The organism is Exiguobacterium sp. N5 (assembly GCF_025842465.1).
Classification (GTDB): domain Bacteria; phylum Bacillota; class Bacilli; order Exiguobacteriales; family Exiguobacteriaceae; genus Exiguobacterium; species Exiguobacterium profundum.
Genome location: NZ_JAPAEP010000007.1, coordinates 1 through 18,508, shown reverse-complemented (window position 1 = coordinate 18,508; position 18,508 = coordinate 1). Strand labels below are relative to the sequence as shown.

General features: G+C 47.2%; 22 protein-coding genes. 1 reads left to right on the top strand and 21 read right to left on the bottom strand.

The window, feature by feature from the left end:
• Positions 1-19: 19 nt before the first annotated feature.
• From pth to metG, 12 genes are all read right to left on the bottom strand, one after another.
• Complete coding sequence (gene pth / locus OKS35_RS15040) at positions 20-577, bottom strand: aminoacyl-tRNA hydrolase (RefSeq protein WP_012727730.1); 558 nt, start codon at positions 575-577, stop codon at positions 20-22.
• A 55-nt stretch (positions 578-632) separates the two neighbouring features.
• On the bottom strand, positions 633-1,589 hold the full coding sequence (locus tag OKS35_RS15035; protein WP_012727731.1) for a ribose-phosphate diphosphokinase: 957 nt from the start codon (positions 1,587-1,589) through the stop codon (positions 633-635).
• Positions 1,590-1,634: 45 nt separating this feature from the next.
• A complete protein-coding gene (gene glmU, locus OKS35_RS15030; protein WP_264093404.1) occupies positions 1,635-2,990 on the bottom strand; it encodes a bifunctional UDP-N-acetylglucosamine diphosphorylase/glucosamine-1-phosphate N-acetyltransferase GlmU in 1,356 nt (451 codons plus the stop codon).
• 184 nt (positions 2,991-3,174) lie between these two features.
• Positions 3,175-3,474 (bottom strand): septation regulator SpoVG, encoded by a 300-nt coding sequence (gene spoVG / locus OKS35_RS15025; RefSeq protein WP_012727733.1) that lies wholly within the window; start codon positions 3,472-3,474, stop codon positions 3,175-3,177.
• A gap of 140 nt (positions 3,475-3,614) precedes the next feature.
• A complete protein-coding gene (gene purR / locus OKS35_RS15020; protein WP_012727734.1) occupies positions 3,615-4,439 on the bottom strand; it encodes a pur operon repressor in 825 nt (274 codons plus the stop codon).
• A gap of 73 nt (positions 4,440-4,512) precedes the next feature.
• Complete coding sequence (gene ispE / locus OKS35_RS15015) at positions 4,513-5,376, bottom strand: 4-(cytidine 5'-diphospho)-2-C-methyl-D-erythritol kinase (protein ID WP_264093403.1); 864 nt, start codon at positions 5,374-5,376, stop codon at positions 4,513-4,515.
• Positions 5,377-5,476: 100 nt separating this feature from the next.
• Positions 5,477-5,713 carry a Veg family protein gene (locus OKS35_RS15010; RefSeq protein ID WP_012727736.1) on the bottom strand — a complete coding sequence of 79 codons (237 nt, stop codon included), beginning with the start codon at positions 5,711-5,713 and terminating at the stop codon, positions 5,477-5,479.
• Between the two features lie 82 nt (positions 5,714-5,795).
• Positions 5,796-6,674 (bottom strand): 16S rRNA (adenine(1518)-N(6)/adenine(1519)-N(6))-dimethyltransferase RsmA, encoded by an 879-nt coding sequence (gene rsmA, locus OKS35_RS15005; RefSeq protein WP_264093402.1) that lies wholly within the window; start codon positions 6,672-6,674, stop codon positions 5,796-5,798.
• The gene (rnmV, locus tag OKS35_RS15000; protein WP_074035294.1) at positions 6,671-7,231 is read right to left on the bottom strand and encodes a ribonuclease M5; all 561 of its coding nucleotides are present in this window, start codon (positions 7,229-7,231) and stop codon (positions 6,671-6,673) included. The genes rsmA and rnmV overlap by 4 nt, the downstream gene beginning before the upstream one ends.
• Complete coding sequence (locus tag OKS35_RS14995; protein WP_264093401.1) at positions 7,224-8,516, bottom strand: 3D domain-containing protein; 1,293 nt, start codon at positions 8,514-8,516, stop codon at positions 7,224-7,226. Before OKS35_RS14995 ends, rnmV begins: the two co-directional genes overlap by 8 nt.
• Positions 8,513-9,280 (bottom strand): TatD family hydrolase, encoded by a 768-nt coding sequence (locus OKS35_RS14990; protein WP_264093400.1) that lies wholly within the window; start codon positions 9,278-9,280, stop codon positions 8,513-8,515. Before OKS35_RS14990 ends, OKS35_RS14995 begins: the two co-directional genes overlap by 4 nt.
• 51 nt (positions 9,281-9,331) lie before the next feature.
• A complete protein-coding gene (metG, locus tag OKS35_RS14985) occupies positions 9,332-11,293 on the bottom strand; it encodes a methionine--tRNA ligase (protein ID WP_012727741.1) in 1,962 nt (653 codons plus the stop codon).
• Positions 11,294-11,624: 331 nt separating this feature from the next.
• On the opposite strand from metG, the gene OKS35_RS14980 reads away from it, so the two are divergent.
• Positions 11,625-11,918, top strand: coding sequence for an AbrB/MazE/SpoVT family DNA-binding domain-containing protein (locus OKS35_RS14980; protein WP_012727742.1), 294 nt, complete (start codon positions 11,625-11,627; stop codon positions 11,916-11,918).
• Positions 11,919-11,934: 16 nt separating this feature from the next.
• Here OKS35_RS14980 and rsmI read toward each other — a convergent pair whose 3' ends face one another.
• From rsmI to OKS35_RS14935, 9 genes are read right to left on the bottom strand one after another with little or no spacing between them, the layout of a single operon-like run.
• Entirely contained in the window at positions 11,935-12,804 is an 870-nt protein-coding gene (rsmI, locus tag OKS35_RS14975; protein WP_196430274.1) for a 16S rRNA (cytidine(1402)-2'-O)-methyltransferase, read from the bottom strand.
• Positions 12,776-13,054 (bottom strand): GIY-YIG nuclease family protein, encoded by a 279-nt coding sequence (locus tag OKS35_RS14970; RefSeq protein ID WP_012727744.1) that lies wholly within the window; start codon positions 13,052-13,054, stop codon positions 12,776-12,778. The genes rsmI and OKS35_RS14970 overlap by 29 nt, the downstream gene beginning before the upstream one ends.
• Positions 13,047-13,784 (bottom strand): tRNA1(Val) (adenine(37)-N6)-methyltransferase, encoded by a 738-nt coding sequence (locus tag OKS35_RS14965; protein ID WP_214686170.1) that lies wholly within the window; start codon positions 13,782-13,784, stop codon positions 13,047-13,049. Before OKS35_RS14965 ends, OKS35_RS14970 begins: the two co-directional genes overlap by 8 nt.
• Positions 13,785-13,844: 60 nt before the next feature.
• Entirely contained in the window at positions 13,845-14,180 is a 336-nt protein-coding gene (gene yabA, locus OKS35_RS14960) for a DNA replication initiation control protein YabA (RefSeq protein ID WP_012727746.1), read from the bottom strand.
• A 23-nt stretch (positions 14,181-14,203) separates the two neighbouring features.
• Positions 14,204-15,034: a stage 0 sporulation family protein gene (locus OKS35_RS14955; RefSeq protein WP_074035285.1), complete on the bottom strand. Its 831-nt coding sequence runs from the start codon at positions 15,032-15,034 to the stop codon at positions 14,204-14,206.
• A 6-nt stretch (positions 15,035-15,040) separates the two neighbouring features.
• Positions 15,041-16,033 carry a DNA polymerase III subunit delta' gene (locus OKS35_RS14950; RefSeq protein ID WP_078145937.1) on the bottom strand — a complete coding sequence of 331 codons (993 nt, stop codon included), beginning with the start codon at positions 16,031-16,033 and terminating at the stop codon, positions 15,041-15,043.
• A gap of 14 nt (positions 16,034-16,047) precedes the next feature.
• Positions 16,048-16,377 (bottom strand): cyclic-di-AMP receptor, encoded by a 330-nt coding sequence (locus OKS35_RS14945; protein WP_031421800.1) that lies wholly within the window; start codon positions 16,375-16,377, stop codon positions 16,048-16,050.
• Positions 16,377-17,015, bottom strand: coding sequence for a dTMP kinase (gene tmk, locus OKS35_RS14940; RefSeq protein ID WP_159563180.1), 639 nt, complete (start codon positions 17,013-17,015; stop codon positions 16,377-16,379). The genes OKS35_RS14945 and tmk overlap by 1 nt, the downstream gene beginning before the upstream one ends.
• A 3-nt stretch (positions 17,016-17,018) precedes the next feature.
• On the bottom strand, positions 17,019-18,437 hold the full coding sequence (locus OKS35_RS14935; RefSeq protein ID WP_264093397.1) for an aminotransferase class I/II-fold pyridoxal phosphate-dependent enzyme: 1,419 nt from the start codon (positions 18,435-18,437) through the stop codon (positions 17,019-17,021).
• Positions 18,438-18,508: the final 71 nt, after the last annotated feature.

The window sequence follows — 18,508 nt, the reverse complement described above, 5'->3', positions numbered from 1 at the left end:
AAAAGGGTGCAATGACCCTTTAGTTGTATCGATTCATCAGCGCCAGCCAATCTGTGTCCACAAAATCAGTGGCTGCGGTTACGGCGTTGTCGAGTGTTTCATTTAATTCCGGCAACTCGTCTTTGCGATAGTTCATCAACACCCAGTCGACGACTTTAATCGGGTGCGGGGGACGACCGATTCCGAGCTTTAATCGTTTGAATTCAGCCGTTCCTAAGTGTTGAATGAGAGATTTGATCCCATTATGACCACCCGCGCTCCCTTTCGGACGGAAACGAAGCTTGCCGGGCACCATATCCAAATCGTCATAAATGACTAATAAATCATCAATCTCAATCTTATAATAATCTAAAATGGGGCGGACGGCTTCACCCGACAAGTTCATATACGTGAGTGGTTTGACGAGTACTACGCGTTCACCATTGATTCTTCCCGTTCCCATAAGGGCATTAAACTTCGCTTCATTCAGCGAGATGCCATGCTTTTCGGCGAGACGGTCAATCGCTAAAAACCCGACATTGTGTCGCGTCATCTCAAACTTTTTCCCGGGATTCCCAAGACCGACGATGCATTTCATATCATTTCCTCCTGAACAAAAAAGCCCAAAGGCGAATGCCTCCGGGCCTCGTTTTTTAATCGAATAGGGTACTGACCGATTTATGCTCGTGTACGCGCATAATCGCTTCCCCAAGCAAATGGGCGACCGACATTTGCTTGATCTTGCTCGAGCAAGGGCGACCCGTCAAATCGATGGTATTTAAGACGACCAACTCTTTGATTGATGAATTGTCGATCCGCTCCATCGCTGGACCAGAAAGAACTGGGTGTGTACAAGACGCATACACTTCTTTCGCACCAGCTTCGACGATAGCATCTGCCGCAAGTGTGATCGTTCCAGCTGTGTCGATGATGTCGTCAATCAAAATCGCCGTTTTCCCTTCGACGCTACCGACGATGTTCATGACTTCGGCGACGTTCGCTTTCGGACGACGCTTGTCAATGATGGCAATCGGCGCTTTCAAACGTTCTGCCAATTTACGTGCACGTGTCACGCCACCGTGGTCTGGAGAAACGACCACGATATCTTTCGCTTGAAACTCTTCTGTTTCAAAGTAAGTCGAGATGAGCGGTACACCAAGTAATTGGTCAACCGGAATATTGAAGAATCCTTGAATTTGCGCTGCATGCAAATCCATCGTGATGACGCGTGTCGCACCCGCTACTGTAAGAAGGTCAGCGACAAGTTTCGCTGTGATCGGTTCACGCGAGCGTGCTTTACGGTCTTGACGTGCATACCCGTAATACGGCATCACGATGTTGATCGTACGGACAGAAGCACGTTTGAGTGCATCGATCATGACGAGCAATTCCATGAGCGTTTCGTTTACAGGTGAGCTTGTTGATTGGATGACATACACATCATCTCCACGAACACTTTCCTCGATGTTGATATAGAGTTCACCATCGCTGAAACGTTTGACTTGGCAATCGCTGAGCGGGACACCAATTTCCTTCGCGATTTCTTCAGCAAGCGGGCGGTTCGAGTTTAAGCTAAATAGACGAATTTCTCGTTCGTATACAGTAGACATGTTTAGGATTCTCCTCCATCGTTTTCCATAATGATTGGCAGCAAGTTATCGTTTTGTGTAGCCTTCTTTATTCGTTTGGCGTTCGCGTGCAATCGCTAGCGCCTCTTCTGGTACATCACTCGTAATCGTCGATCCAGCAGCGACAATCGCGCCTTTCCCGACTTTTACAGGGGCAATCAAGTTGACGTTACAGCCAACGAACGCATCGTCTTCCACGACTGTCTCGAACTTGTTCTTGCCGTCATAGTTCACTGTGATCGAGCCACAACCTAAGTTGACGCGCTCACCGATTGACGCATCCCCGATATAGCTCAAGTGTGACGCTTTCGCACCGTCGCCGAACGTCGATTTTTTAATCTCTACAAAGTTGCCGACGCGCGTGTTCGCACCGAGGACAGCTTGTTGACGTAAGTGAGCGAACGGTCCGACTTGAGCCGCCTCACCGATTCGGCTATCTGTCACGACAGACTGGCGTACGACAGCATGATCTTCAATCACACTGTTGCGGATGTCCGAGTTTGGTCCGATGACACATTCTGAGCCAATCGTCGTCTTGCCAAGAATGACCGTTCCCGGATAAATGACCGTATCCGATCCGATGACCACGTCTGGTGAAATGTATGTCGATGCCGGGTCCATGAAGGTAACCCCTTCACGCATGAGACGTTCATTTGTCCGTTTACGCATGATGGTCTCTGCTTGCGACAAGGCGACGCGGTCATTGACCCCAATTGTCTCATCAAACGTCGGTGCTGTATGCGCCGCAACCACTTCGCCCGCTTCTTTTGCGATTGAAATGACGTCAGGTAAGTAATATTCACCCTGTGCATTGTTGTTCCCGACTTGTTTGAGTGCATCAAACAACAATTCATTATCAAATACGTACGTCCCAGTGTTGATTTCATTGATGGCGAGTTCTGCCTCTGAAGCATCTTTATGTTCCACGACTTTCGTCACGTTCCCATCTTCACCACGAACGACTCGACCATATCCGGTCGCATCGTCAGCAATCGCAGTCAACACCGTGACTTTTGCTTGTTGCGCTTCGTGATGCGCGAGAAGGGCTTCTAACGTTTCGGCCGTGAGTAACGGTGTATCTCCACAGACGACAAGCGTCGCCCCTGATTTACCCGCAAGCTCTGCTTCAGCCATCTGAACAGCGTGCCCTGTTCCAAGCTGTTCTTCCTGGACCGCATACTCTACCCGTGTGCCGAGCGTGTCTTGTACCGCTTCCGCCCCATGGCCAACGATTACGATTTGACGACTGACACCGATTTGGTCTAACTGATCGACAACATGCTCGACCATTGGTTTCCCTAGAACCGGATGAAGTACTTTATATAACTTCGACTTCATTCGCGTCCCTTTTCCTGCTGCCAAAATGACTGCAAAACGCTCCATGCTTGATTCGCTCCTATCTCACAACAGCTGTGATTGGTCTGTATAGTTCGGCTTTTCTGCAACTAAATCCTATTTACACCGTTTCTACTATATCGAAACCATGCCTTCGTTTCAATAGTTGTACCGTTCCTTAACCATTGAAACGCAAAAAAACAGCGGTAGGCAACCTAACCGCTGTTTTCTGTTATTCATGTGTACCGTATGACACATGTTGTGGGTCAAGGATTTCCACATCCATATTGGAATAGGTTTCCAATACAGCCGCTTCGACCTTTTGTCGCATTTCCCCGTTAATCGGATGCGCAATATCCCGAAAAATCCCTTCTGGTGTCCGTTTGCTCGGCATGGCGACAAATAGACCGCTACTTCCTTCGATGATTCGAAGGTCATGTACAACGAATTCATGGTCAAGTGTGATTGAGGCCAACGCTTTCATTCTGCCTTCTGTCGCGACTTTGCGAATTTTTACGTCTGTGATCTGCATGTTTCGCATCCCCTTTTTCATCGTTGTCTACGCCATGGTGTGATCTTCTGTAAGGTTCAGTTGGTTTCAAACGAACGTCATGACTTCATATTGATAACTCTATACCCTCTAATCATAAAACGAAATCAAAATTTTGCCAATCACTTTAAGAATTGTTCCACATTCCCCCGCGAAATGGTGACAAGCCCTTCATCAGGATCGACATTCGTTAACTTCATCAAGCTGACGTATTCACTCACCATCTTCTTCTCGGCTCCTTCGGCCTCCATCAAGACACCGACGCCCGCAAGGTTAGCCTCGAATTCATTCAAGAGACTCATCATCCCACGAATCGTTCCGCCGGCCTTCATAAAGTCGTCAATTAGGAGCACATTCGCACCACGTGGCAGACTGCGACGTGCGAGCGCCATCGTACGGATCGCTTTCGATGAACCCGATACATAATTGATACTGACGGTCGAGCCTTCTGTGACACGGCTATCCGAACGAACGATGACAAACGGAACACCTAACTGCTCAGCGACCGCATAAGCAAGTGGAATCCCTTTCGTCGCAATCGTCATGACCACATCGACTTTACGGTCAGCGAAGACGGACGCAAAGACCTGCCCCATCGGTTTCACCTGACTTGGATTACCTAGTACATCCGTGAGGTAGAGATAGCCTCCTGGTAAGAGACGCTCCGGTTTTGATAGTTGCTCACAGAGCGTGTCAATCATCTCCAGCGACTTTTCCTTACTCCATCCCGGGATGAACATGACACCACCGGCTGCACCAGGGACAGTCACCAGTTTTCCAATCCCATCATGGGACAACATTTCACTGACAATGACAAGGTCTTCACTAATCGACGACTTTGCAGCTTTATAGCGACTTGAAAACATCGACAACGAGACAAGCTGATGCGGATGATCAAGTAAATAACGGGTCATATCGACGAGACGACCACTTCTACGAATTTTCATACGGATTCTCCTTCACATCTTCAATAATAAACGAATGTTCTATTGAGAATATATCACTTTCATTCGTTTTTGTTCAATGTCTTTTGCCGAGAATCCGAACGACGAACACTTCTGGGCAAAATCCTTTCAATCCATTATAGATTCGATGCGCTTTTTGCTCGTGTTCAATCAGCGCAAACACGGTCGGTCCGCTTCCACTCATGAGAACACCTTCCGCTCCGCAATGACGCATCGTTTCTTTGATCTGTTTCACTTCCGGGTGCAGCTTGAGTGTCACACTCTCAAGTGAGTTCCCAAGGTGTTCACAGATTCCATGAAAATCTTTTTGACGAATCGCCTCCACCATGGCATCGGTATCAGGATGATATACCTCTTCCATACGCACTGCCCGATACACATCTGCCGTCGATACCCCAATTTTCGGTTTACCGAGAACGACATAGCACGGTGGCGGGGACGGAATCATTTCTAACTGTTCACCACGACCTCTTGCAATGGCTGTGCCACCGATGACACAAAACGACACGTCCGATCCGATCTCGGCACCGAGCTCTGCTAGCTCCTCTAATGACAAGTTCAATGAAAACAGTTCGTTCATCCCACGGAGCGTTGCCGCCGCATCACTCGAGCCACCTGCAAGGCCAGCTGCCACGGGAATCTGTTTATCGAGCACAATCTCGACCCCTTGCTGAATGTTAAAACGCTCGCGCAACAATGCTGCTGCTCGATACGCCAAATTTCGATGATCATTCGGCACATAGGCGTGTTCTGATTGAATCCGAATCTCATCCGACTCTAAAACTGTCAACTCCAAGCGATCTGCTAAGTCGACTGTCGTCATTACCATTTCTACTTCATGATAGCCGTCCGGACGCTTTCCGAGGACATCAAGTGTCAAATTAATTTTTGCCGGCGCTTTCACACTGATCGTGCGCATCACGTTCACCCTTCCCATTTGTCTCCTGTTCGCCATTGTACCGTAAACGGGCGCACAAAAAAAGAAGCAGCTGCCAATGCATCCGCCCCTCATTTATAAATCAATTGCCGAATTCAATTTTAACTGTATCCGTTAGGACATCAGCGTAGCTATACGAGACACGTTCCACATTATGCAGGTCTTCATCCAATTTCACAACGAACACCGCGGGATATGTCTCAACGAGCGTTCCAAACCGAGTAACAACTTTCTTACGACCGCCGTTTGCTTTCAACGTCAATCGTTCACCAACATGCGATTCGAGTTTTTGTCTGATTTCTTGTAACGTCTTTGGCATACGCTTCACCTCACTGTTACAAGTATAGCATAATTGAATATGAAAATAAAGATTAATATTATAACGACTCGTTTTCAGGTCGTCAACTATTTTTAAGTGGTAAAATTGTGTCAGACAAACGTGCGAATTCTTCTAGACTTAACGTCTCTCCGCGACGTTTCGGATCGATTCCAGCCTCGTGAAGCGAACGTTCGAGTTCGACCTTATGTTCTTTCCCGATATAGTTTGTCAAATTGTTCAGGATGGTTTTACGACGCTGAGCGAAGCTCGCACGAGCCACATCAAAGAAAAATGTCTCATCTTTCACTTGTACGGCCGGCTCTTTACGCATTCGTAGTGTAATGACGGCCGAATCGACGTTCGGTGCTGGGATGAACACGTTTTTCGGGACGATGAAACTGACTTCCGCCTCCGCATAATACTGAATCGCAATCGATAGCGAGCCGTATGCTTTCGTGCCAGGTTTTGCTCCAATCCGTTCTGCCACTTCTTTTTGAATCATCATGACGAGCGAACGGAACTTAACACCGCTCTCAAGCAATCGCATAATGATCGGTGTCGTGACATAGTAAGGTAAGTTGGCGACCACCGAAATATCTTCAATACCTTCGTTTAAAAATTCTTGCTCCACGATCTCCCGTAAGTCCAGTTCCAATGCATCCCCATGGATGACTTTCACATGCGGATAAGGCGACATCGTATCATCTAAAATCGGCAAAAGACGTTGGTCGATTTCAAGCGCAACGACCTTTTTGGCACGCTTGGCCGATTGTTCGGTCAATGAGCCGATTCCGGGACCGATTTCAAGGACACCACTCACTTCACTCAGTTCTGCTGCTCCGACAATTTTACTCAAGATGTTCAAATCGATTAAAAAGTTTTGACCGAGCGATTTTTTGAATGAAAACCCATGTCGCTCTAAAATCGCTTTCGTTCGTTGGATTGTTGCAATGTCTTTCAACCCTGTTCCTCCTCTAATTGAGCAAGTGCCTGCTCCCACTCTTCGATCGTGACGCCGAGCGCCTCGACCCGTTTTACAAATTGTTTGGCATTCGGCTCACCGATTCGAAGCAACACCCCGAGTCGCTTCCGACGCGTCGCGGCCGCTGCTCCACCGATTAAATCCGCCTCCAACACCATTTTCCGTGTGACGATTGGTTGGTCCGTTTCGACACGCGGTTCAAACACTGCTCCTAAGACACGGCGAAGTGACTCCGGACTCGCATGTTCCACACCGATTTTCCCACGCTTGTCCTTCGCCTCGGCCCGAGGCAAATGTGCGTGCTTACATCCTTTGACGCGTTCCTCGACAATCGCCCGAATACGGTCTCCCGGATAATCTGGGTCCGTCAAAATGATGACCCCGCGCTTCTCCTGGGCACGACGGATTCGTTCAATCGTCTGATCGGATACGGCAGATCCGTTCGTTTCAATCGTATCGACGTCGAACACTTCTTGAAGTCGTGCCGTGTCGTCACGCCCTTCTACGACGATAATTTCTTGTATTTTCTCACGCATTGTCTGATCCTTCTTTCTCTTCTTCCTGCTTCGGAATCACCCAGATGGTGAGCGGTTTGCGACCGAACGTCACGGCCTCTTCCTTTTCATCCATCATGATATCGATTTTTTGCCCTTTGATCGCACTTCCTGTATCCAAGGCAATCGCCATACCGATTCCCTCGACATACACGCGGGTCCCGAGTGGAATGATGGCAGGGTCGACGGCGATGATGCGCATGCCTTCGTACAAAATCGTGTCGGTCACATCATATCCGCTTCTTGTCAGCACGCGTCCGTCATACGTCACCGTGTCTTCCGGATTGTTCGTATAAGCGGTCGCTTCCACAAGCAATTGTTTTGCGGATGAAAAATCAAGTACGTCATCTGTTTTCGGCGGTTCGGCAATCTCGACTTCAGCTTCTGGAATGAATGGGCTCGATTCATCCGCGGTCGTCGACTCAGGGTCGGTTACCGGTTCCGTGACTTTCTTCGTTCCCACTTTGATAATCTGCGGCATCGTTTTACGCAACGTCTCGACACCGGTTTTCGTACGATTTGTAATTGTACCATTTTCCACAGTAAGTGCATACCTTGTCCGTTCAAGTCCAGGAACCCCAACCTGCACCATTTGCTTCACACCTTCTTCGAGCGTGTCATCCTCTTCCTCAACCACTTCAAACGGAATCAACTCACTCTCATATTGAACGACATCACGATTCGTATTGACCGTAATCGTCAACCCTTCTCGGATCGGTGTGGAAGGAGCCGGCATGACCGTATCACTTTCCGTCACATCGATGTTCTCTTCCATTAAGAGTTGCTCCACATCCGTAGCCATTGTATAAATCGTCAACGCCTCTTGACCGACAATGAGATTCACGGCCACGACCGGTTGATATCGAATCGTCATCCCATTCGTCACCGGTGTACGGACTGATGGATACACCGTATCTCCGTCTCGTACCGTGACTCCGTATCGCAGTAAGACATCCTCTACAGTCCGCTCGCGCGTCTGCACCGTCTCCGTTTGACCGTAGCCAATCTGAAGTGAGACCTCGTGTGAACGCTCAATCCGGATTAGACGGTCGTCTGGTACATCTTCACTGAGCGCCGGTGTGACATAATCTGATTCATCTAGTGTGATATTTAACTCTTCGAGCACCTCGAGAACCGAGTCGGCTCGTGTCTCATGCTCGATCACCAAACCGTCATCGACGATTCGAATCGATTCAGGTTGTAACATCACGTACGCCACAGAAGCCGTCGCAATAATACCGATACTCGCTAATACACGCTTGATCATGGGAGTCGGAACAACTTCTTCGCGTTGACTGTCGTAGCAGCAGCGAGTTCATCGTAAGGCATATCGCGAAGAGTGGCGATTTCTTCGGCTACATATTTGACGTACGCTGGTTCATTTCGTTTTCCACGGAACGGTGTTGGCGTCAAGTACGGACAGTCCGTCTCGACAAGCAGACGATCCAGTGGCACTTCTTGCGCCACCGCCTTCGGAACTTTCGCATTTTTGAACGTGACCGGTCCTCCTAACGAAATATAGAAGTTCAAGTCTAAGCACCGAGGCAAAAGTTCGACGGACATGCTGTAACTATGGAACACACCACCGACTTCTTCAGCATGCTCTTCTTCTAAAATATCAAGGACATCTGCCGTTGCTTCTCGGTTATGAATGACAATTGGCATATTCGTTCGCTTGGCAATGGCGATCTGTTGACGGAAGAGGTGCTGTTGCACGTCTTTCGGTGATTTGTCCCAATGATAATCGAGACCAATTTCACCGAGTGCCATGACTTTCGGATGACTCATGAGTGTTTCGATTCGTGCTAAATCCGCATCCGTACAGTCAATCGCATCGACAGGATGCCATCCGACAATGGCATAAATATCTTCATGCGTTTCTGCCAGTTCAATGGCTCGATCGATAGTCGGTGTATCAAATCCGACGACGAGTAGCGGAGAAACGCCCGCTTCTCTCGCTCGCTCAATCGTCTCCTCCACGTCTTCACTGAACTGTTCCGCATTAATGTGCGTATGTGTATCAATTAACATCTTGTTTCCTCCTTAGAAAAAGAGAGGGAGACCGCGGTCTCCCCCATTCCATTATTTGACGATGGCACCGTTCGGCATCTGGTCTGAGACCGTCGCGAGCTCTAGTTTCCCGTCACGATCTGCCGCTAGAATCATCCCTTGCGAGAGTTCTCCACGGAGCTTGACTGGTTTCAAGTTTGCGACAACGATGACTTTCTTGCCAACCAAATCTTCAGGGGCATACCATTCAGCGATACCAGACACGATTTGACGCGTCTCTTTCCCAAGGTCGACTTGAAGTTTCAACAGTTTCTTCGCTTTTTTAATCTTATCGGCTTCGACGATTTGACCGACACGGAATTCGACTTGGTCGAAGACATCAATCGTGATTTCAGGACGAATGTCTTCGTCAGCTTCTTCTACTGATGCCGTCTCCGTCTCTTCAATCCGTGCTTTAGACGCCTGACGCATCATTTCTTGGATTGCATCGACTTCTTCTTTCACATCACGACGTGGGAAAATCGGTGTCCCGTCCGTCACAACTGCGTCACTAAAGTCTGCGAATGTATCCAACGCCTCCCATGACATGTCCTCTCCCTCGAGTCCGAGCTGACGGAACATCTCTTTTGGAGCGCGCGTCATGAATGGTTGAATCATGATGGCAACATGACGAAGTACGCCCGCAAGATGTGTCATGACAGAAGCCAGCTCCTCGCGCTTCGACTCCTCTTTCACGAGAACCCATGGTTGTGTCTCATCGATATATTTATTCGCACGGCTGACGAGTTGCCAAATGTTTGTGAGTGCGACCGAAAACTCCATGTGCTCCATGGCTTCTTCTGTTTTGCGTGTCGTCTCTTTCACCACGTTCAACAATTCTGCATCAAATGCCGTGACATTTCCGTTATATGCCGGAATGTTTCCGTCGAAGTACTTTTTAATCATCGCAATGGTGCGATTCAATAAGTTTCCGAGGTCGTTCGCTAAATCAAAGTTCAAACGGTCAACGAACGCTTCCGGCGTGAACGTGCCATCCGCTCCGAATGGAACTTCACGGAGAAGGTAATAGCGGACCGAGTCGAGGCCGTAACGGTCAATCAATGGAATCGGGTCCACGACGTTCCCTTTCGATTTCGACATCTTCCCATCCTTCATGAGCAACCATCCGTGCGCAAATACTTGCTTCGGTAATGGAAGGTCAAGCGCCATTAAGAGGGCTGGCCAAATGATCGTATGGAAACGTACGATTTCTTTCCCTACCAAATGAACGTCTGCTGGCCAGTAACGGTTGAAGAGTTCATCGTTGTCTGTGCCGTATCCGAGTGATGAGATATAGTTTGTGAGCGCATCGACCCATACGTACACGACGTGCTTCGGGTTCGATGGAACTTGTACGCCCCAGTCAAATGTCGTACGTGATACAGCCAAATCTTGAAGACCTGGCTTTAAGAAGTTATTGATCATCTCGGTTTTACGAGATTCTGGCAAAATAAAATCAGGATGTGACTCAAAATATTCAATCAAGCGGTCCGCGTATTTACTGAGGCGGAAGAAGTAGCACTCCTCACGAACGAGTTCGACCGGATGTCCACTGTCAGGACTTTTTCCATCGACGAGCTGCGATTCAGTGTAGTATGTCTCATCCGGTACGGAATACCATCCTTCGTACTCACCGAGGTAGATGTCCCCATTTTTAAGTAATGTCTCGAAAACATGCTCGACCACTTTCTTATGACGGTCCTCTGTCGTACGGATGTAGTCATCGTACGAGATTTCAAGACGGTCCCATAAGACCTTGATCTCTTCCACGACTTCATCCACGAAAGCTTGTGGCGTCACGCCTGCTTCTTTCGCTTTTTCTTGAATCTTTTGACCGTGCTCATCCGTTCCTGTCAAATAACGGACATCAAAACCTTTTAAGCGTTTGTAGCGCGCAATCGCATCACCTGCTACCGTGGTATATGCGTGACCGATGTGCAGTTTTGCACTCGGATAATAAATTGGGGTTGTAATATAAAAAGTCGGCTTCGCCATGATTTATTCTCCATCCTTTCGACATATGCAATTTCCATTATACACGGTTCGACAAAAGAATTTCCAAACCTAATTGTTTGGAATTTTTTTGCGTTTTCTTCGTCATAAATGTTCCAAAAATACCCTTTCTTTGTTTCAAGTTCAAACTTACGGGGAAATTTAGGTATATATCGCTCTTGATTCGACAAATTTCGAAAATTTACTTTTCCAGATAGTAAGCAGTTGACTACAATTGGAAAGTTTAGTATGCTTTTTGCTGTAGTCACATTGTCGAATTTTGACGATTCATGTCACCACGAGATTTCGACATCATTGGAGGAGGAAACACAAAATGAAATCTACAGGTATTGTACGTAAGGTTGATGAGCTTGGTCGTGTCGTTATTCCAATCGAATTGCGTCGTACACTCGGTATCGCAGAGAAAGATGCTCTCGAGATTTACGTCGACAACGATCAAATCGTTTTGAAAAAATATAAGCCAAACATGACTTGCCAAGTTACAGGCGAAGTATCAGATGATAACTTCAAATTGGCAGACGGCAAACTCATCTTGTCACCAGAAGGTGCACAACGTGTTCTCGTTGAGTTGAAGAACATGCTCGAAAATTACTACAGCGAAGAGTAAGCAAGGATTTCCTTGCTTACTCTTTTTTATGCAATTGATGATACGTATCGTATACATCATTCCGAGACTCGCCGCGGTCTTTCGCAGTCTGTTTGATTGCCGCGTTTGGTTTCAGCCCTTCTTCGATATAGTGAACCACGTGCTCGTATGCAGATAGTGTTTCCCACCATGTTGTCGTAGGTGCCGCCTCTGTCGCTCCACTCACCAAGACGACAAACTCACCACGCACTTCACCCTCACACCATGTCAACGCCTCATCCACAGTTCCTCTCAAAAACTCTTCAAACGTTTTTGTCAGTTCACGACCTAATACGATTTGTCGATTCCCGAACACTTGTCGAATCGCTGTCAACATCTCTTTCAAACGATGAGGAGCCTCATAAAAAATGACGGTGCCCGGTTCGTATTGAATCGATTCGAGAACCTCAACCCGATCCTTCTTCTTACGCGGCAAGAAACCGTAATAGAGAAAACGTTCAGTTGCAAGACCGGATGCGACGAGTGCCGTGAGTGCTGCATTCGCACCGGGTAAGACGACAACCGGGATGTTTGCCTCAATGGCTAATCGCACGAGATCGCTTCCCGGGTCTGAAATTCCAGGCATACCTGCATCTGAGACAACGGCAATCGATTTCCCGGACAACAGATCGTCAATCAGTCTTGGACCACTCACTTCTTTATTGTGTTCATGATAGCTAATCAATTTTGTCGCAATGTCAAAGTGTCGGCAAAGCTTCATCGTTTGTCGTGTGTCTTCCGCTGCGATTAAGTCTACTTCCTGAAGGGTTCGTACCGCGCGATACGTCATATCCTCCAAGTTTCCAATTGGGGTCGGCACGACATACAACGTCGGTTGTTCAGTTTGATAGCTCTTCTGTGAATTCATTGGTCGTCCCCTCCATCAACTTCTCTTTTTGTGCTCGGGTCAATTGCTTGATGGACCATTCGTATCGCATGGCCTCCCGCTTCGTCTCAAACGATTGTACGTACCGAAGTCGTACAGGGAGACGAGCTTTCGTATATTTCGCACCTTTCCCGGCATTATGTGCAAGGAGTCGCTTTTCCACGTCTGTCGTATAGCCCGTGTAGTACGTTCCATCACCGCATTCCAAGATGTACGTATAATGTTTAGGCATCGAGAATAGCTCGCATCGCTTCTGTATACGTATCGTCTTCTTCATAGACAACAAATGGCGGTAAAATTTTAAGACCTGCTTTTCCATCTTTCGATCCCTCGATTAATAAGGTATTCGCCTCGCGTCCCGCTTTCGGGTAAACGAGTTGCATTCGTTTTGGTTCAATTCGATACGCACGCATCAACGTCAGGATATCAAGTAAACGTTCTGGCCGATGTACGAACGCCACTTTCCCTCCCGGTTTGACGAGTTGACTGGCCGTCCTGATGCAATCTTCCAGCGTGCACAGCACTTCATGGCGCGCAATCGTATGATGCTCATTTTGATTTCGGAGTGACGTCTCGTTCGCTAAAAAGTAGGGCGGGTTACAAGTGACTACGTCATATCGTGCATGCCCGAGCTGCGTCGCTGCCGTTTTCACATCGCCCTCCACCACTCGAATTCGCTCTTCAAGACGATTGACCGCCATGCTTCGATTCGCCATGTCGACCAGTTTCGATTGAATCTCCACACCTGTTATCGTTCCTTTTGTACGATATGACAAAAAGAGCGGGATTGCCCCGGTGCCAGCACACAAATCGACCAGTTGTCCTTTTTGGATAGGCACCCATACAAACTCTGCAAGCAGTACCGCATCTAATGAAAATGAGAACACATCATCACTTTGAATGATTTTACCTGGACGTCCGAGCAAATCATCAAGGCGTTCTCCATCCTTAACCGTTACCATCGTTTCCTCCTTCTATAAAAGAAAGGCGACGGATAGGGAACCCCTATCTATCGCCCCGTATTAATGTTTATTGAGCATCGACAAACAGAAGAGACAGTCCCCATCTTTTCGTACCTGTCCGTAATGGAGGTTACAAATGTGGAATCCTTCTTGATACAGCGCAGCCAAATTGTTCTGCCCTTTCCCAGACAAAGCGATTTGTGAATCACCATTTGTCGTATCAACTTCTGCCAATTGTTCGACTTTTTCGCGTAAGTGATGATTCTCTAGATACATATGCTGGTTCTCTTCAAGCAAATAAGCGAGCTGCTCTTTTAACACGCCTAAATGTTCGGTGAGGAGCTGCATCTGTTGCTCGATCGCATCCACCCGCATCATCACTTCTTTTTTGTCCATTCTTTCCACTGCTCAGCACCCCATCACTGTTTTGACGGTTTTCGTTTAATCGCACCCACTTCAACGAGTTCATCAATCGTATACGTGACGACACGCGTCCGATCGTGGAGCTCGACTTGAATGAGTTGGTCCAAAATGTTAAGACCGATTACCCGACCATCACCTTCTGGAATTTTGATTCGCTTGCCGACGTCTGGTAAATCACGTTTCAGTTCTTCATATGTGTCATTCTCATATTTCAAACAGCACATCAGACGACCACATACTCCAGAGATCTTATTCGGATTCAACGAGAGATTCTGGTCTTTGGCCATTTTGATCGAGACCGGTTCGAATTCCCCAAGAAATGACGAGCAGCAAAGAACCCGACCACATGGCCCAATCCCGCTAAGGAGTTTCGCTTCATCACGAACACCGATTTGTCGGAGCTCGATTCGTGTCCGAAACACACTAGCTAAGTCTTTTACCAATTCTCGAAAGTCGACGCGACCCTCGGCAGTAAAATAAAAGATCACTTTATTGCGATCAAATGTATACTCAACATCAACTAGCTTCATTTCTAATTGATGTTCTCGAATTTTTTCTTCACAGACGGCGTGAGCATCAACGGCTGCCAGTCGATTATCGCGTACGATATCCGCATCCTTTTGGTCCGCGACACGAAGGATTGTCTTCAACGGCAGGACGACTTCGTCTTCGCCGAGCTGCTTGTTGACTTGGACGATTTCCCCATACTCAATGCCACGTACCGTTTCAACGATGACATGGTCCCCACGTTTAAGCGTTGCATCGCCTGGTGAAAAGTAATAGATTTTTCCCGCTTCTTTAAAACGGACTCCAACTACTTCAAGCACGCGCTTCTATCCTTTCTGCAAATCGAACGAAAGTCGTTCGAACGTTAATTGAGGATTGACGTTTGCCTCAAGTCGCCAAATGGCCGCATGTACACTTTCAATCGCATGTGTAAGCTTCGTGACAGATCGATTTTGGATAAATGCGTTGTACAAGGCGGCCTCATTCTTAAATAGCTTCGGAGCATACATATCTCGCACTTTTAAATGAAGTGCCTCCTCTAGCCAATGTTCGAATAATTCAAGACCGACTCGCAACTCATTCCGTCCTTTGAAATGCCCTAACCATTTTTCTTGTGCGAACAAGAGCAACTCTTGAGGTCGTTTCGTCAATACTTCAATTAATTGTACCACTAGCCCATACGCCTGTACAAACCACTCCTGCTCAAGCGCTTCTTTCGCGTCATCCCATTTCGGATAAACGGTCAAGGCAAGGTATGCCAAATCATACGTACAGGACAGTTCTTCTGACATCGTTTGCGCCAATTGGGCTCGGTCGATTGGACGAAAAGCAAGTTGTTGCGCGCGCGAACGAATCGTCGGAAGAAGCAACTGTGGTTGTGTCGTCACTAAAATAGCAAGCTTTCCTACTCCCGGTTCTTCAAAGAATTTCAGTAGACTGTTTGCCGCTTGAGTCGTCATCTTGTGCGCTTGATGAATGACGTACACTTGGCGATCACCTTCAGCACCTCGTAGTGATAAATCACTGAGCAATTGCTGAATCTGTTCTTTTTTTATACTCGCACCGTCCGGCTCCACTTCGATGTAGTCGACAATGTTTTTAGAATCCATACGCCGACAGTTTCGACACACTCCACAAGGCTCTGCACCATCTGGTGATTCACAAAATAAGGCTTTGGCGAACAATGTGGCTGTATCAATCAAATAAGGCTCATAATCTCCTGAGAAGATATACGCATGCCCCACTTTATTCGAAACGATTGAATTTTGAATGATGCGAGAAACGACAGTTTGCGACTCGCTCAATTCTTGAAAACGCATATGCCCAACTCCCATTAAAACTGATGGAATCCTTCGATCGGCAAGACGAATACCGTCGCCCCTCCGACTTGTACTTCGACTGGGTAAGGAATATACGAATCCGCATGTCCTCCCATCGGTGAAATCGGCGTGATCATTTGGTCGCGGCTCGAGCAGTTCGATTGAATCACGTCCATCAAATCATCAAGACGCTCTTGTGGAATCCCCATCATAAACGTTGTATTACCTTCTTTTAAAAATCCACCCGTCGTGGCTAATTTTGTCGCGCGGAAATCTTGCTCGACGAGTGCGTCGGACAAACGTGCGCTATCCTTATCATGTACGATTGCAATTACCATTTTCATCATATTTGTACGCCTCCTTGTTGTAGTCGTTCAATTGTATAATCAAGTACCTCATCTTGAATGCATTCAATCGATTGATCAGCATCAATCCGAACGATTCGTTCTGGATACTGTTTCAGTAACGTTTGGAATCCTGCATAGACACGCTCATGGAATGCTTGATCACGACTCTCAATTCGATCAAGCTGTCCCCGATCTTTCATACGTGCACTTGCCCGTTCCGGGTTTAAATCAAATAAAAAGGTTAGATCGGGTGTGAGACCATTCGTTGCCCATTCATTTAATGAGCGAATCTGATCAAGGTCATACTGCAATCCATATCCTTGATAAGCAATGGATGCATCGATGAACCGGTCGCAGAGGACAATCGCGCCCCGCTCTAACGCTGGACGAATCACTTGTTCCACGTTCTGTGCCCGTGACGCGGCATAGAGCATCATCTCCACGCGTGGGGTCATCTCATGATGATCCGGCGATAATAACACTTCGCGAATCTGATTCCCGACCGTTGTTCCTCCGGGTTCTCGGGTCACGACAATGTCATATCCTTTTTGCTTTAAGTTTTCTACTAATAATTGAAGCTGTGTGGACTTTCCTGATCCATCAGGTCCTTCAACCGTTATAAACATTCCGTTCACGTTTTAAAACTCCTCTACAATAACGTCAATTTGCTCTATCATAACATGCTTACTAGCTTGAAGCTTCCTCCCTAAAGAAATCCATTCCCGGAGCACACGGATTTTTTCTTCTGTAATACGCTCTCCTTTTAGAATCCATGGAATACCTGGTGGGTATGGAATCACCGTCTCTGCTGAAATCAATCCAATTGCTTGGTCGAAAAAAACTCGCTGCATTGGAAGAGCTGTTACAGACGTATATAGTTCAGACACGCGCTCGGTTTGTGGAAATGGGAAAATCGTTTCATCGTCTTCAATGATCGGCACATGGGTAGATGCTTTTTTTATTAATTTGATCCAATGCTCGATTTCCTGTTTCTCTATTTCCCTTAATGGCAAGCAGAATAACACATGATCGACTGCCGCCAACTCGATGTCTATGCCGATTGAGGCGAGATGCTGACTAAAGATCAATCCATTCTTTGGATAAGTCAGAATCGTCACCTTCGTAAAGTCATCTCCGACTTTTATAACAAAACCAGCTCGTTTTAATTCAAGAACAAATTGTGCATGGCTTTTTTGGATAGCAGACCATTCCTCATCCGTTAAACGTTCTAGATAAGAACGAGCATAATCCAATGAAGCCATGATGAGATAAGACGGACTCGAGGTCTGGAAAGAGGCTAATGCATGCTTCAAACGCGCTTCATCGATATTATCATTATAGTGAACCCAAGCCCCCATGGTTAAGGCAGGCAATGTTTTATGCGCGGACTGTACGACTGCGCTCGCTCCTTCGAAGATTGCAGAGCGACGTGGCAACTGTGGATGAATTAAATGAGCGCCGTGTGCTTCATCGACAAGCAATGGAATGTCTAATAGTGTCAAATAGTCTGAAATCGTTCGAATGTCTGCCATATCCCCGTAATAGGTTGGAGACGTCAACATGACGGCTCTCCCTCCAGGAAATTCTTGAATGGCCTGTTTAATCGTATCTAATGTTACGACCGTCGGGATACCTGTGCCGCGTTCAATGGTAGGCGTTAGTAACACTGGCTTTAATCCTAACCACTCGATCGCGTTCCAAATCGATTTATGTGAGTTCCGTTGAACATATACCCGTTCACCACGTTTCACTGTTGCCGCGAGCATACTCCAATTTCCCACAGTCGATCCGTTGACAAGCCATTTACTTTTACTCTCATACAACTTACCCAATGCACATTCTGCTTGCTCAATGATTCCCGAGGCATCGTGCAAATCGTCTAAATGTGCTAGCTCAGTCAAATCGTAAGGCATGACTTTTGCGAATGCATCAGGTAAGCGATCATCAACCACTGTACCATTATGATGACCTGGTACGTGGAAAGAGACGCGGTGTTCACGAACATGCTGTTCTAGAACCTCTAAAAATGTAAATGGATTTTCCCGAGCAGGAGCCATCTGTCATTCCTCCTAAACTATCAAAATATGAAAAAAGACGATCAAGCATATGCTTGATCGTCTTCTGCGTT